The organism is Thioalbus denitrificans, from assembly GCF_003337735.1.
GTDB classification, from domain to species: Bacteria; Pseudomonadota; Gammaproteobacteria; order DSM-26407; family DSM-26407; genus Thioalbus; species Thioalbus denitrificans.
On sequence record NZ_QPJY01000002.1, the window covers coordinates 324,260 to 339,172 of the forward strand.

General features: G+C 67.7%; 10 protein-coding genes and 1 tRNA gene. 4 read left to right on the plus strand and 7 right to left on the minus strand.

The annotated features are described in order from the left end of the window. Nucleotides 1–119 precede the first annotated feature (119 nt). Both DFQ59_RS05945 and glgB read right to left on the minus strand, forming a co-directional pair. Entirely contained in the window at nt 120–569 is a 450-nt protein-coding gene (locus DFQ59_RS05945; RefSeq protein WP_114278767.1) for an RDD family protein, read from the minus strand. Beyond that, nucleotides 569–2,785, minus strand: coding sequence for a 1,4-alpha-glucan branching protein GlgB (gene glgB, locus DFQ59_RS05950; RefSeq protein ID WP_211314838.1), 2,217 nt, complete (start codon nt 2,783–2,785; stop codon nt 569–571). The genes DFQ59_RS05945 and glgB overlap by 1 nt, the downstream gene beginning before the upstream one ends. Before the next feature lie 413 nt (nt 2,786–3,198). On the opposite strand from glgB, the gene glgC reads away from it, so the two are divergent. From glgC to malQ, 3 genes are read left to right on the plus strand one after another with little or no spacing between them, the layout of a single operon-like run. Then, nucleotides 3,199–4,467, plus strand: a complete 1,269-nt coding sequence (gene glgC, locus DFQ59_RS05955) for a glucose-1-phosphate adenylyltransferase (RefSeq protein ID WP_114278769.1) — start codon at nt 3,199–3,201, stop codon at nt 4,465–4,467. Then, complete coding sequence (locus tag DFQ59_RS05960) at nt 4,457–6,187, plus strand: glycoside hydrolase family 57 protein (RefSeq protein WP_211314802.1); 1,731 nt, start codon at nt 4,457–4,459, stop codon at nt 6,185–6,187. The genes glgC and DFQ59_RS05960 overlap by 11 nt, the downstream gene beginning before the upstream one ends. Continuing rightward, nucleotides 6,184–7,674, plus strand: a complete 1,491-nt coding sequence (gene malQ, locus DFQ59_RS05965) for a 4-alpha-glucanotransferase (protein ID WP_114278770.1) — start codon at nt 6,184–6,186, stop codon at nt 7,672–7,674. The genes DFQ59_RS05960 and malQ overlap by 4 nt, the downstream gene beginning before the upstream one ends. Before the next feature lie 177 nt (nt 7,675–7,851). Here malQ and glgP read toward each other — a convergent pair whose 3' ends face one another. From glgP to trxB, 5 genes are all read right to left on the minus strand, one after another. Further along, on the minus strand, nt 7,852–10,410 hold the full coding sequence (gene glgP, locus DFQ59_RS05970; RefSeq protein WP_114278771.1) for an alpha-glucan family phosphorylase: 2,559 nt from the start codon (nt 10,408–10,410) through the stop codon (nt 7,852–7,854). 480 nt (nt 10,411–10,890) lie between these two features. Then, nucleotides 10,891–10,975: transfer RNA gene (locus DFQ59_RS05975), tRNA-Leu, on the minus strand. A 90-nt stretch (nt 10,976–11,065) separates the two neighbouring features. Next, complete coding sequence (locus DFQ59_RS05980; RefSeq protein WP_114278772.1) at nt 11,066–11,785, minus strand: arginyltransferase; 720 nt, start codon at nt 11,783–11,785, stop codon at nt 11,066–11,068. A 146-nt stretch (nt 11,786–11,931) separates the two neighbouring features. After that, a complete protein-coding gene (gene aat, locus DFQ59_RS05985) occupies nt 11,932–12,642 on the minus strand; it encodes a leucyl/phenylalanyl-tRNA--protein transferase (protein ID WP_114278773.1) in 711 nt (236 codons plus the stop codon). A gap of 53 nt (nt 12,643–12,695) precedes the next feature. Beyond that, nucleotides 12,696–13,682 (minus strand): thioredoxin-disulfide reductase, encoded by a 987-nt coding sequence (trxB, locus tag DFQ59_RS05990; protein ID WP_425451007.1) that lies wholly within the window; start codon nt 13,680–13,682, stop codon nt 12,696–12,698. Between the two features lie 134 nt (nt 13,683–13,816). Here trxB and ald point away from each other — a divergent pair, with 134 nt between their 5' ends. Next, a complete protein-coding gene (gene ald, locus DFQ59_RS05995; protein ID WP_114278775.1) occupies nt 13,817–14,890 on the plus strand; it encodes an alanine dehydrogenase in 1,074 nt (357 codons plus the stop codon). Nucleotides 14,891–14,913 lie beyond the last annotated feature (23 nt).

The following is a 14,913-nucleotide window of genomic DNA, read 5'->3' on the forward strand; positions in this document are numbered from 1 at the left end:
GTGGGAACCCGTCATTGCCCCCGGGTCGAACCCGGGTTGTCCACGAGCCAACGGAGTTCAGGCCGAAGAGGTGTTTCAGGAACCGAAGGAATCAACGTAAATCAACGTCAATCTGCGGTTTATTCAGTCTCGTGCCTGGGCTTCGGCGGCAGGAGGACGACGCGGGTGCCGGAGAGGCGGTCGTAGAGGGTGCGGCGCTCGCGGTCGATGAGCATCCACAGGAAGCCGACACCCAGCGGCAGGCAGGTGAGGAAACCGAGCGAGAAGCGCAGCATGGCCACGCCCCAGGTGAGGGGTCGGCCGTCGCCTTCCTCCACCCGCAGCCGCCAGGAGCGCAGGCCGAGGGTCTGGCCCCCGTTGATCCAGAACCAGCCGTAGAAGATGAAGCTCACCAGGAGCAGGTAGGCGCTGAGCCAGGGGCTCCCGGGCTGGTTGGCCGCGCCGGCGGTGATCAGGAGCAGGGCGCCCATGGCGACGTAGAGCACCGCCAGCAGCAGGATGAGGTCGTAGACAATCGCCAGCAGGCGGCGAACGAAGCCGGCGGGAGGGGTCGCTTCACTTCCGGACATCAGGGGTGTTCCTCGTGCCGGAGCACCACCATCGCCAGGGGCGGGAGGGTGAGCTCGATACTGTGTGGACGATCATTCCAGGCCTCCGGCCGACTGGAGACTCCGCCGCCGTTGCCCATGTCGCTGCCGCCGTAGTGGCGCGAGTCGGTGTTGAGCAGTTCCCGGTAGAAACCCGAACGGTCCACGCCCACCCGGTAGCCCGGCCGGGGCACGGGAGTGAAGTTGCAGATCACCAGCACGTCGCCGGCGTCGGAGTGGCGCCGGAAGCTGAGCACCGAGCGGGCGGCATCCTCGCAATCCACCCAGGAGAAGCCGCGCGCGTCGAAATCGTGCTGGTGCAGGGCGGGTTGCCCGCGGTAGAGCCGGTTGAGATCGGAGATCAGCCGCTGGATGCCCTGGTGCGCGGGCAACTCGAGCAGTTGCCAGTCCAGCGCCGTGTCGTGGTTCCACTCCCGCCCCTGGGCGAACTCGCCGCCCATGAACAGGAGCTTCTTGCCCGGGTGGGTGAACAGGTAGGCATAGAGCAGGCGCAGGTTGGCGAAGCGCTGCCAGGCATCGCCGGGCATCTTGTCCAGCAGCGAGCGTTTCAGGTGCACCACCTCGTCGTGGGAGAAGGGCAGCACGAAATTCTCGTTGAAGGCGTAGAGGAGGCTGAAGGTCAGCAGGCTGTGGTGATGGCTGCGATAGAGGGGGTCACGGCTCATGTACTCGAGCGTGTCGTGCATCCAGCCCATGTTCCACTTCATGGAGAAGCCCAGCCCCCCCAGCCAGACCGGACGCGAGACCATGGGCCAGGCGGTGGACTCCTCGGCAATCACCATGGCGCCGGGGTGGCGGGCATGGACCACCTCGTTGAGCTCGCGCAGGAAGGCAATGGCCTCCAGGTTCTCCCGGCCGCCGTGGATGTTCGGCAGCCACTCCCCGGCCGGACGGGAGTAGTCCCGGTAGAGCATGGAGGCCACCGCGTCGACCCGCAGGCCGTCGATGTGGAACTCCTCCAGCCAGTACATGGCGCTGGCCAGCAGGAAGTTGCGCACTTCGTTGCGCCCGTAGTTGAAGATGTAGGTCCCCCACTCGCGATGCTCGCCCAGGCGGGGGTCCTCGTGCTCGTAGAGGGCGCTGCCGTCGAAGCGCGCCAGGGCGTGGCGATCCTTCGGAAAGTGCCCCGGCACCCAGTCCAGCAGGACGCCGATGCCGGCCTGGTGGCAGAGATCAACGAAGTAGCGGAAATCATCGGGCGTGCCGAAACGGCTGGTGGGCGCGAAGAAGCCGGTGGACTGGTAGCCCCACGAGGCGTCCAGCGGATGCTCGGTGACCGGCAGCAGCTCGATGTGGGTGAAACCCAGCCCCCCCACGTGCTCCACGAGGCGCTGCGCCAGCTCCCGGTAATTGAGGAACCCGCCCCCGGAATCGCGCTGCCAGGATCCCAGGTGCAGCTCGTAGATGGAGAGGGGCTGGTGCAGCCAGTCGCTTCCGGCCCGCCGCGCCATCCATGCCCCGTCCTGCCAGGCATGGCCGCTGCGCGCCTCCACGATGGCCGCCGTGGCCGGACGCATTTCGAAGCGCTGGCCGTAGGGATCGGTTTTCAGGACCACCTCGCCGGTGGCCCGGTTGCGGAGCTCGTACTTGTAGCAGGCACCGGGGGTGAGGCCGGGGATGAACAGCTCCCAGACACCGCTGCCGCCCCGTACCCGCATGGGGTGACAACGGCCGTCCCAGGCGTTGAAATCGCCCACCACGCTGGCCCGCTCGGCATTCGGGGCCCAGGTGGCGAACAGCACGCCGGGCACGCCGTCCACCACCCGCGGCGTGGCGCCCAGGTGGCGGTAGACATGCCAGTGGTGCCCCTCACCGAACAGGTGCAGGTCATAGTCGGAGAGCTGGGGGGGGAACCCGTAGGGATCGAAATAGCGCTGCTGCTCGCCGCGGCCGTTGTCGCGCTCGAACTCGAGATGCCCCCCGGGGAGGAGCGCCGTCTTTCCGCGCCACTCGAACAGATCGGTTCCAGGGTGGCGTTCCATCGGCAGGCGCTGCCCGCCGGACAGGATGGCGAGCCGGGCGGTATCGGGCGCGAAGGCGCGCACCACCGACTCGCCGGCGGTGCCGGGATGATGCCCCAGAACGGCGAATGGATCGTGGTGCCGGGCTTCGACTAGTTTCTTGATTTCGGGGGTAATGGGCCTGCTCCATGGGACAGCTGTACCACCTCCGCAGATATCGTGCCGGAGGGGCTGTGAGGTTCATAATCCGGTCTCACTTGAGCGGGACAATCATACAGCCCTTGAAGCCGACTAGGCCAGACTCGGCATGTTTCCCGGGGCCGTTCAATACCCCGGCGACCGGGTCGGGAACAGCGTCCACAGGCAGTGCCCGGCCGTTCCGGCCAGGGTCCGGGGACTCGGCTGGGGAGGGGCGACGGAGCCGCCCCGGCCCCGGTTCCGATGCACACAGTGAGAGGGCGCGGGCGGCCATGCACACCAGCGCGCGCCCTTGCCCGCAACTCCCGGCGCAGACCCGCGAAAACGCCTTGCGGACACACTTGTTCAGGACCCTGAATCTGGCTTTGTCGGCTTCCGGGGCTGTACCATACCCATGCGCCGTTGGAGGACCCAGACAAGGAGCCATGCCTATGCAGATCGACCATTCAGGCCGTTTCATCAGTCGCCTGACCCGGGATACCCTGGCGCTGATACTGGCCGGGGGTCGGGGTTCCCGACTCAAGCAGCTCACCCTCTGGCGGGCCAAGCCTTCTGTCCCCTTCGGGGGGAAATTCCGCATCATCGATTTCCCCCTCTCCAACTGCGTAAATTCCGGGATCCGGCGCATCGGGGTGCTGACCCAGTACAAGGCCCACTCCCTCATCCGCCACATCCAGCAGGGCTGGGGCTTCCTGCGCGGCGAGCTGAACGAGTTCGTGGAGCTGCTCCCGGCCCAGCAGCGCATCGAAACCTCCTGGTACGCCGGGACCGCCGATGCGGTGTACCAGAACCTCGACATCATCCACAGCCACGATCCGGAATACGTCCTCATCCTGGCCGGCGATCACATCTACAAGATGGATTACGGCGAGATGCTCGCCTACCACGTGGAGCAGGGCGCCGACATGACCGTCGGCTGCATGGAGGTGCCGCTGGAGCGGGCCCGCGCCTTCGGGGTGATGGCCGTGGACGAGGCCGGACGGGTGGTGAATTTCGCCGAGAAGCCGGATTCACCACAGTCGATCCCCGGCAAGCCGGAGCTGGCGCTCGCCTCCATGGGCATCTACATCTTCAACGCCCGCTTCCTGGAGGAGCAGCTGGTTGCCGATGCCAACGATACCTACTCGTCCCACGACTTCGGCAAGGACATCATTCCGAAGGTGATCGAGAATCATCGGGTCGTCGCCTTCCCGTTCCGCGATCCCCAGACCGGCAAGATGGCCTACTGGCGCGACGTGGGAACCGTGGACGCCTACTGGGAAGCCAACCTGGAGCTCATCGGGGTCACCCCGGAGCTCAATCTCTACGACGAGACCTGGCCCATCTGGACCCACCAGGTCCAGCTGCCGCCGGCGAAATTCGTCTTCGACGACGACGACCGCCGCGGCATGGCGGTGGACTCCATGGTCTCCGGCGGCTGCATCGTCTCCGGATCGCTGGTACGCCACTCGCTGCTGTTCTCCAACGTGCAGGTGGGATCCTTCTCCCAGGTGCAGGACTCGGTGGTGCTGCCGGACGTGGTCATCGGGCGCAACTGCCGCATCACCCGGGCGATCATCGACGTGGGCTGCCAGATTCCGCCCGACACCCACATCGGGCAGGACCGGGAGCAGGATGCCGCGCGCTTCCACGTGAGCCCCGGGGGCGTGGTTCTCGTCACCCCCGAGATGCTCGGCCAGGAGCGTCACCATGTCCTCTAAGGCGGACAAGGCCGGCCGCGGCCGGCTGCGGGTGGTGCTGGCCTGGCACATGCACCAGCCCCAGTACCGGGACCTGATCACCGGTGTCTACCGCCTGCCGTGGACCTATCTGCATGCGGTGAAGGACTACATCGACATGGCCGCCCACCTGGAGGCGTGTCCGGATGCCCGGGCGGTGGTCAATTTCGCCCCCATCCTGCTGGAGCAGATCTCCGACTACGCGGACCAGACCCGCGGCTACCTGAACAACGCGCAGCCCATCTCCGATCCCCTGCTGGCGGCCCTGGTGAGCCCGGTATTGCCGGTGGTCAACGACCAGCGCGCGGCGCTGATCCGGGCCTGCCTGCGCGCCAACGAGCAGCGGCTGATCCAGCGCTTCACCCCCTTCGCCAAGCTGTCCCAGATCGCCCGCCTGGTGGTGGACAACCCCGACGTGCTCACCTACCTGGACGATCAGTTCCTCGCCGACATCCTGGTCTGGTATCACCTGGCCTGGCTGGGCGAGTCGGTGCGCCGGGAGGATGGGCGGGTCCTGCGCCTGCAGGAGAAGGGCAGCGGCTTCAGCCTGCAGGACCGGAGCGAACTGCTGGGCGTCATCGCCGATGTCCTGGGGGCGGTGCTTCCGCGCTACCGGAAACTGGCCGAAGCGGGCCGGGTCGAGCTCTCGGTGACCCCCTATGCACACCCCATCCTGCCGCTGCTGCTCGATCTCCGCAGCGCCCGCGAGGCCATGCCCGAGGCGCCGTTGCCGGAGCTGAAGGCCTACCCCGGCGGACTGGAACGCGCCCGGCGGCACGTGGAGGAGGGCATCGAGACCTTCGAGACCCACTTCGGCTTCCGCCCCAGCGGCTGCTGGCCGGCCGAGGGCGGGGTGAGTAGCGCGGCCCTGGCGCTGCTGGGCGAACTCGGCTTCGACTGGGTGGCCAGTGGCCAGAGCGTCCTGCACAACAGCCTGCAGCGTACGGGAACCGCCTGGGAGACCCCCGAGGGACCGGCGCTCTACCATCCCTACCGGGCCGAAAACCCGGGCCCCGCCTGCTTCTTCCGGGATGACGGACTCTCCGACCTGATTGGCTTCACCTACGCGAACTGGCATGCCGACGATGCCGTGGCCGACCTGATTCGCCACCTCGAGACTATCGCCTCCCACTGCGCGCATCCGGAACAGAACGTGGTCTCCATCATCCTCGACGGCGAGAACGCCTGGGAGTACTACCCGGAGAACGGGCAGTTCTTCCTCTCCGCGCTCTACAAGCGGCTGGCGGAGCACCCCGGACTGGATCTCACCACCTTTTCCGCCTGCGTGGACAGCGAGGTGCAGATCCGCACGCTGGGCGAACTGGTGGCGGGGAGCTGGGTCTACGGGACCTTCTCCACCTGGATCGGGGACAAGGACAAGAACCGGGGGTGGGACATGCTCGGCGAGGCCAAGCGGGCCTTCGACGAGGCCGTGGCCGATGGCCGGCTGATGGGACGACGACTGCAGCTCGCGGAACGCCAGCTGGCCGTGTGCGAGGGTTCGGACTGGTTCTGGTGGTTCGGCGACTACAACCCCGCGGACACGGTCTCCGACTTCGAGCAGCTCTTCCGCCGCCACCTCAGCAATCTCTACCAGCTGATCGGCGTGGTACCGCCGGAATATCTCTCCCACACCTTCACCACCGGCAAGGGAAGGCCACAGATGGGCGGCGTGATGCGCCCGGGGCAGGCCCAGGCATGAGGGGCGGACATGCAGCCATACTCGACCGCCGCCTCTCCGGGATCCTGCTGCATCCCACCTCCCTTCCAGGGCCGGGCCCCGCGGGCAATCTCGGCGTAGAGGCCTACCATTTCATCGATTTCCTGGTCAGCGCGGGCCAGCGTGTCTGGCAGGTTCTGCCCCTGGGTCCCACCCACGACGACCTCTCGCCCTACCAGACCCTCTCCGCCCACGCCGGCAACCCCTGCATCATCAGCTGGGAACGGGTCGTGGAGGCGGGCTGGTTGCTCGAGGACGCCCTCGACCAGGCGGGTACCGCGGAGCCGCAGCGCGGCGAGCGCCTTCTCACCTGGGCCCTGGAGGGCTTCCGCGCCCATGCGGACGCGGCGGAAAGGGCCGCATACGAGGCCTTCTGCCAAGAAGAGGCCTGGTGGCTGGAGGATTATGTCCTCTACCGGGCGCTGCGCCGGGCGCTGGGCAACCGTCCCTGGTTCCAGTGGCCCGCGCCGTTGCGCGACCGGGTGCCGGCCGACCTGGACGAGGCCCGGGGCGTGCTGGCGGAGACCCTGGAACGGTTGCGGCTCGGGCAATACCTGTTCCGGGTGCAGTGGCTGGCCCTCAAGCGCCACGCCAACAGCCGTGGCGTCCACCTGTTCGGCGATCTGCCCATCTTCGTGGCCCACGACAGCGCCGACGTCTGGGCGCAACGGGAATTCTTCCGCCTCGACGAGAGCGGCCGACCCACGGTGGTGGCCGGGGTGCCCCCCGACTACTTCTCCACCGAGGGCCAGCGCTGGGGCAACCCGCTCTATGACTGGGAACGCCTGGAGGCAGATGGCTTCGCGTGGTGGATTCAGCGCATGCGTACCCAGCTGGTCCTGTTCGATCTGGTCCGCATCGATCACTTCCGCGGTTTCCAGGCCTTCTGGGAGATACCGGCCGGGGAGGAGACCGCGGTGAACGGCCACTGGCGCGAGGCGCCGGGAGATGCCCTGTTCAGGGCGCTGGACGAAACCCTGGGACCCTTGCCGGTGGTGGCCGAGGATCTCGGCACCATCACCCCCGAGGTCCACGCGCTGCGCAGTGACCATGGCCTGCCGGGCATGCGGGTGCTGCAGTTCGCCTTCGACGGCAACCCGGGCAATCCCTACCTGCCCCACAACCACGCCCGCGACACCGTGGTCTATACCGGGACCCACGACAACGACACCACCAGCGGCTGGTTCAGGAGTCTCGATCCGGCGCTCCGGAACCGCATCCTGGACTACCTGGGCCAGCCCCGGGACCCGATGCCCTGGGCCCTCATCCGCGCGGCGCTCGCCTCGGTCTCATGCCTGTCGATGATACCGATGCAGGATGTCATGGGGCTCGACAGCTCCCACCGCATGAACGTCCCCGGTGTCTCCGACGGCAACTGGCAGTGGCGCTTCGAATGGTCCCAGGTGCCCCCGGAAGCCGCCGGCCGCCTGCGCCACCTCACCGCCCTGTACGGCCGCCTGCAGGGTTGATTCATCAACCAACCGCGGATTACGCCGATTAGCTGGAGTAATTCGCGCTGGCGGCAGCTCGACCTGCCGCCAGCGATGGATGCTCGCAGCGCCCTCGTCAGGCGCTGTCTGCTGTCGACAACCGTCTAATCCGCGCAATCTGCGGTTAAAGCTTCCTGCCGCGGTTCAGCTGCAGACTCACACCCACAGCATGCAGCCGAGCTCGAAGCGGTGGCTCAGCAGGCGGTGATAGGGATAGGCGCGCAGCTGGTAGTACTGCAGGCCCGGCAGGGTGGGGGAGAGGTCCAGGGTGAACAGGGCCTGGCCCTGGGCATCGGTCTCCCGCGCGGTGAGCTGGTACTGGTCGTGGATCAGGAGCTCGCCGCGCTCGCCCTCGGTCCCCACCAGGCACTCCACCACGATGTCATCACTGGTCAGTCCGCCGAGCTCGACGCTGACATGGACGGGCAGCGTCTCACCGGCGCGAATCTTCGCGGGCGGGGGATCCCGGCGCGACACGCGCACCCCCGGCCACAGCTTGCGCACCCTCGATTTCCAGGTTGCCAGTTCCCGGGCCCCGGCGGCGTCTTCAGCCAGCAGGCGGCGGCGCTGCCGCGCGGCGGGGGCGTAGAACCCCATCACGTAGTCCATCACCATCCGCTCGGCGTTGTAGCGGGGCATGAGGGTCTTCATGGACTGCTTGGATTTCTTCACCCAGCCGTCGGAGAAGCCGTGCCCGTTGCGGTCGTAGTAGAGCGGGATGATTTCGTGCTCGAGCAGGTCCAGCAGCTCGCGGGCATCCTCGCGCTGGCGGTAGGCGGGATCGAACTCGGGGCCGTGGGGAGCGATGGCCCAGCCGTTGTCCCCCTCGTACCCCTCGCCCCACCAGCCGTCGAGCACGCTGAGGTTGAGCACACCGTTGATGCCGGCCTTCTGCCCCGAGGTGCCGCTGGCCTCGAGCGGGTACTCGGGGTTGTTGAGCCAGACATCCACGCCGCTGACGAGCTTGCGCGCCAAGGAGAGATCGTAATCCTCCAGCATGAGCACCCGCCCCTCGAACTCGGGACGGCGGGAAAACCCGTTGATCACCTGGATCAGGTGGCGGCCGGGTTCGTCGTGGGGATGGGCCTTGCCGGCGAAGATGAGCATCACCGGACGCTCCGGATCGTTGACCAGGCGCGCGAGCCGCTCGGGGTCATTGAAGATCAGCGCGGCCCGCTTGTAGGTGGCGAAGCGGCGCGCGAAGCCGATGGTCAGGATGCCGCTCTCATCGGGATCCAGGAAACGCATGAGCCGTTCGCATTCGGCGTCGCTGCAGCCGTTGCGTGCGAACTGGGCCCGGACCCGCCGGCGCACGTCCACCATCAGCTCCGCCTTCAGCGACTGGTGCAGGCTCCAGTAGCCATGGTCCGGAATCTCGTCCACCCGCTTCCAGAACTCCTGACTCAGGAGCTCGTTGCGCCAGCCGCCGCCGAAACGCATGTCGAACAGGTTGGCCCATTCGCGGGCGAGGAACGTATGCACGTGCACGCCGTTGGTGACGTAGCGGATGGGATTCTCCGCCGGGGGCACCTGGGGCCAGACATAGGACTCCATCTCCGAGGCGACGCCGCCGTGGATGCGGCTCACCCCGTTATGGAAGCGCGACCCCCGCAGGGCCAGCGCCGTCTGGTTGAACACGTGGGGATTCTCCGGCATCGTTCCCAGCGCCAGAAAGCGCTCCATGCCGATGCCGAGATCGTCGATGTAATCGGCGAAATAGCTGGAGATCAGGTGGTGCTCGAACATGTCGTGGCCGGCGGGCACCGGGGTATGGGTGGTGAACACCGTCCCCGCCGCCACCAGTTCCAGCGCCGCTTCGAACTCCATCCCCTTGGCCACCCAGCGCCGGGTCCGCTCCAGGATCTGGAACGCGGCGTGGCCCTCGTTGATATGCCACACGGTCGGCTGCAGACCGAGAGAGGTCAGGGCGCGGACTCCGCCCACGCCGAGCACGATCTCCTGCTGTATCCGGGTGTTGACATCACCGCCATAGAGCTGGTGGGTGATGGCCCGATCCGAGGGGGCGTTGGCTTCCAGGTCGCTGTCGAGAAGATAGAGGGTGACGTGTCCCGCCACCGCCTTCCAGACTTTCAGCATGACGCCGCGGCCGGGCAGGTGGATCTGCACGTGCACCTCCTGCCCTTTCGCGTCGAGGGCGGGGCTGATGGGCAGATCGGCGAATTCGCTGTCCACGTAGTGGGCGACCTGGTTCCCGAATCCATCGATGCGCTGGCGGAAATAGCCCTGGTGATAGAGCAGTCCCACGGCCACGAGGGGGACACCCAGGTCGCTCGTCGCCTTGCAGTGGTCCCCGGCCAGGATGCCCAGGCCCCCGGAGTAGACCGGGAAGCTCTCGTGGAACCCGAATTCGGCGCAGAAGTAGGCGATCAGGTCGCTTTCCGGATCCAGGTACTCCTCCAGTCCGGAACGGTAGCGCTCCTGGCGGTAGGTGTCGTAGCTGGAGAGAACCCGGTTGAAGTCCTCCACGAAGACGTTGTCCTGTGCGGCGCGATCCAGCTTCTTCTGGGAAACCCGGCGCAGAAACAGCTTCGGATTGTGACCGCATTCATCCCACAGCTGCCGATCCAGCCGGAAGAAGAGCCCGCGGACCTCCCGATCCCAGCTGTAGAACAGGTCGTTCGCCAGTTCCTGCAGCCGCTGCAGGCGCTCGGGCAGGATGGGCTGGACTTCGAGTGTGAAGCGGGTGCCGTTCATTGAGAACCCCCGGGTTCCTCAAGTTTGTTGTTCTTGGCTGCATGCAAAAGAGGTGCCGCGACGAAGCCGCGGCATCGCCCTCCGATGGGCAGGATTATAGTGATCGCATGTGACAATCGTCACACATACTAACCCAACCCCGGGCGGGCCTCACCCAGCGTCTCGCAATGGGTCCGCACCGGCGGCCGGTCGGCCCCCGCAGCGCCGCTCCCGGCAGGGATCGGCGGGGCATCCGTGCCGGCGGACGAGGGCCTGCCCGGGTGTGACGTGCGCCCGGACACACCCCGGCGACGGCGAGGGGAGAACGGGGAGACGAGACCACGGCGGGTGACAGGGGCGGAGTCCGGCGGGGTCCTGGAGTGGCTGGTGGTGCGCAGCCCGGCAGCCGCTGACCCATTTCGGTGCAGGGCAGGCGTGCCGGCCCGAATTCCTCGCGCGACGCTGAACGGGCAGCTGTCAGGGCTCGGACTGGAAAGTGTCTGGTGCCGGGAGCGAGACTCGAACTCGCACGGGTCGCCCCACCTGATTTTGAGTCAGGCGCGTCTACCGATTCCGCCATCCCGGCCTGAAGGGGGTGGAAGTATAGGGTGCCGGCGGGCAGGGTGACAAGCCGGGAAGCTCGGACCGGCGGGGCCCGGCAAGCGGCACCCGGACACTAGCGGGGAATCCAGTGGCCGTCGCGGAGAATCTCGAGGGGACGGAAGCGACCCTTGTAGCTCATCTTCCGGCAGTCCTCGATCCAGTAGCCGAGATAGAGCCAGGTGAGCTCGAGGCGGGCGGCCTCCTGGGCCTGCCACAGGATGGCGTAGGTCCCGAGGCTGCGCGCATCCATGCCGGGCTCGAAGAAGGTGTAGATGGCCGACAGGGCGTCATCCAGGCGGTCGACCACCGCCACCGCCACCAGGCGACCTTCCAGGCTGAATTCGTAGGACCAGGTGTCGCTCCACTCGCAGCCCAGGAAGCTTTCGTACTGCTCCCGGTCCGGAGGGTACATGTCGCCGTCCCGGTGACGGGAGCATATGTAGCGTTCGTAGAGGGGGTAGTGCCGGGCCGGATGAACGCCGCGCAGGCAGCGTACGCTCAGATCCCGGTTGCGGTTCCAGACCCGGCGCTGCCCGCGATCGGGACGGAAGTGCCGGACCGGGATGCGTGCCGGGATGCAGGCCCGGCAGCCGGCGCACTCCGGGCGGTAGACGTGGGCCCCGCTGCGGCGGAAACCGAGGCGGGAGAGATAGCTGTAGATCCCGGTATCGAGGGGATAGAAGGGATCGACGAACAGCGTCGTCGCCTGACGGCCGGCAAGGTAGCTGCACGGGTGCGGCGCCGTGGCATAGAGCTTGATGGTGCCGGTTGTCGAGGGATGCTGTTCGGACATGGCCTGATCTGCCGTGCAGCTCCTGGGATGCCTTCTGGGGGGGTTGCTCTCTCGCTCCACGTTACCTCAGGACGCCCGCACATCCAATCCGTATCGGGCGGCGCCGCGGCCGCCGGCCGTTGCCGCGGACCGGCAGCGGGCCGGATTCACGGGCCGTATGTCCAGTCCAGCCGCCACGGTCCGGCGCGGCCCGGCAACTGCCGGGCCTCCCTGACCCAGTGTAGAAACTCCCGGCGGGGAATTTCCACCGCGCCCATGGTCAGGAGATGGCTGGTGGTCTGCTGGCAGTCGATCAGCGGGAATCCCCAGGCCTGGAGCTGGCCGGCCAGGTGGACCAGTGCGACCTTGGAGGCATCGCGGGCCCGGGTGAACATGGACTCGCCGAAAAAGACCCGGCCGATGGCCACCCCGTAGAGACCACCCGCGAGCATCCCGTCCTCCCACACCTCCACCGAATGGGCCGCACCCTGCAGGTGCAGCCGCAGGTAGGCGTTGCGCATCGCGGCGGTAATCCAGGTGCCATCCTGGCCGGGCCGGGGCTCGGCGCAGGCGGCGATCACGGCGGCGAAATCCGTGTCCATGGAAACCCGGTAACGATGCGACCTGAGGGTCTTGCGGAGGCTGCGGGTGATGCGGATGCGATCGGGAAAGAGCACGGCCCGCGGGTCGGGCGACCACCACAGGATGGGCTGGCCCTCGCTGTACCAGGGAAAGATGCCTTCCCGGTAGGCGGCCAGCAGGCGCTCCGGACCGAGATCGCCGCCCGCGGCGAGGAGCCCGTCGGGTTCCCGCAGCGCCAGCTCCGGGTCGGGGAATTCAGCCGGAGCGCCGGGCTCGATCCAGAACAGTCGCTCCATGACGGGTGGAGGAGGGCGCCGCGCGGCCGGTACCGCGCGGCGCGCACACCTGCTCAGTCTTCCAGGCCGTCCAGATAACGCTCGGCGTCCAGCGCGGCCATGCAGCCGGTGCCGGCGGAGGTGATGGCCTGGCGGTAGACGTGGTCCATGCAGTCGCCGGCGGCGAATACGCCGGGCACGCTGGTGGCGGTGGCGTTGCCGCCGGTGCCGCTCTTCACCTTGATGTAGCCGTGATCCAGTTCGAGCTGCCCCTCGAACAGCGCCGTGTTGGGCTTGTGGCCGATGGCCACGAAGATGCCCTGCAGCTCGACCTCCCTGGTCTCGCCGCTGTCGACATTCTTGATGCGCATCCCGGTCACGCCGCTCTGGTCGCCCAGCACCTCGTCCAGGACGTGGTTCCACTCGATGGTGACATTGCCGCCGGCGGCCTTCTCCAGCAGCTGGTCGGCGAGGATCTTCTCGGAACGGAACTTGTCCCGGCGATGCACGACGGTGACATGGTCGGCGATGTTGGAGAGATAGAGCGCCTCCTCCACGGCGGTGTTGCCGCCGCCGATGACCGCCACCCGCTGCTTGCGGTAGAAGAAGCCGTCGCAGGTGGCGCAGGCGGAGACGCCCTTGCCGCGGAAGGCCTCCTCGGAGGGCAGTCCCAGGTACATGGCCGAGGCCCCGGTGGCGATGATGAGCGCATCACAGGTGTAGGCGCCGGCATCGCCCGTGAGGGTGTAGGGGCGCCGGGACAGGTCGGCGGTATGGATATGATCGAACACGATCTCGGTGTTGAAGCGCTCGGCGTGCTTGCGCATGCGCTCCATGAGTCCGGGACCCTGCAGCCCCTCCACGTCGCCGGGCCAGTTGTCCACCTCGGTGGTGGTCATCAGCTGGCCGCCCTGCTCGAGGCCCGTGATCAGCACCGGGTCGAGGTTGGCGCGCGCGGCGTAGACGGCCGCGGTATAGCCGGCCGGCCCCGAACCGAGGATGAGGAGGCGGCAGTGCTTGGTTTCGCTCATGTTTTTCTCCGCAAAGCGTCCTGTGGGGATTCCGGGCTGACAGCCGGACCGCGGTGGAGGGACGGCGCCCCTCGCCAGGGGTCCGGCGGGCGCCCGTCACCGTGTCCGGCCAGCATGAGGGGTGGTATAGTACGCAATGCATTCCAGTGGGTAAAGGAGCCGCCATGCGCGTTGGAATTCCACGTGAAATCAAGACCCTCGAAGGCCGGGTGGCACTCGTGCCGGAGGCGGCGGGGGAGCTCGTGCGGCTCGGTCACGAGGTGCTCGTGGAACGGGGCGCCGGACGCCTGAGCGGTTACGAGGACGCGGACTACGAGGCCCACGGGGTGCGCCTAGCGCCGGACGCCGCCGCGGTATACGGCGCGGCGGAGGTCATCATCAAGGTCAAGGAGCCGCAGCCGCAGGAGTACCCCCTGCTGCGTTCCGACCACCGCCTGTTCTGCTATCTGCACCTGGCGGCCGAGCCGCAGCTGTTCCGCGCGCTGCTCGATATCGGCCTGACGGCGGTGGCCTTCGAAACGGTCTCCGAAGGCACGCACCTGCCGCTGCTGGCGCCCATGAGCGCCATCGCCGGGCGGCTGGGAGTCCAGGTGGGCGCCCACCTGCTGCACCGGCCCCAGGGCGGCAAGGGCCTGCTGCTCGGCGGCCTGCCCGCGGGCGAGCGCGGCCACGTGGTCATCATCGGCGCCGGCGTCGCCGGCGGCAACGCGGCCGCGGCGGCCGCTGCCGCGGGCACCCGGGTGACGGTGTTCGATCGCAAGCCGGACAAGCTGGTGGCCATGCATGACCTCGGCCCCAACGTCACCGCGCTCTATCCCTACGGCGGCGCGCTGGCGCAGGCCGTGGCGCAGGCGGACCTGCTGGTGGGCGCGGTACTGATTCCCGGCGCCCGCGCGCCCCGGGTGGTGGACCGGGCCATGGTCGCCGCCATGCAGCCCGGCAGCGTCATCGTGGACATCTCCGTGGATCAGGGCGGCTGCATCGAGACCACCCGGCCCACCACCTATGCCGAACCCACCTACGTTGACGAGGGCGTGGTGCACTTCGCCGTCACCAACATGCCGGGAGCGGTGCCGCGCACCGCCTCCCAGGCACTCTCCGCGGCGCTCATTCCCTATGCCGCGCGGCTGCTGGAGGCCGACTGGCGGGATCGTCCGGCCCTGGCTGCGGGCATCAATGTCGAAGCCGGTGAAATCCGCTATCCCGCCCTCCGGAACATCCTGGCCTCTCAGGTATAATTTCATTAATATTTTATAAATTA

Coding starts and splice junctions, on each gene's coding strand:
- DFQ59_RS05945 (WP_114278767.1), bottom strand. CDS start 569: ATGTCCGGAAGTGAAGCGACCCCTCCCGCCGGCTTCGTTCGCCGCCTG.
- glgC (WP_114278769.1), top strand. CDS start 3,199: ATGCAGATCGACCATTCAGGCCGTTTCATCAGTCGCCTGACCCGGGAT.
- DFQ59_RS05960 (WP_211314802.1), top strand. CDS start 4,457: ATGTCCTCTAAGGCGGACAAGGCCGGCCGCGGCCGGCTGCGGGTGGTG.
- malQ (WP_114278770.1), top strand. CDS start 6,184: ATGAGGGGCGGACATGCAGCCATACTCGACCGCCGCCTCTCCGGGATC.
- glgP (WP_114278771.1), bottom strand. CDS start 10,410: ATGAACGGCACCCGCTTCACACTCGAAGTCCAGCCCATCCTGCCCGAG.
- DFQ59_RS05980 (WP_114278772.1), bottom strand. CDS start 11,785: ATGTCCGAACAGCATCCCTCGACAACCGGCACCATCAAGCTCTATGCC.
- aat (WP_114278773.1), bottom strand. CDS start 12,642: ATGGAGCGACTGTTCTGGATCGAGCCCGGCGCTCCGGCTGAATTCCCC.
- ald (WP_114278775.1), top strand. CDS start 13,817: ATGCGCGTTGGAATTCCACGTGAAATCAAGACCCTCGAAGGCCGGGTG.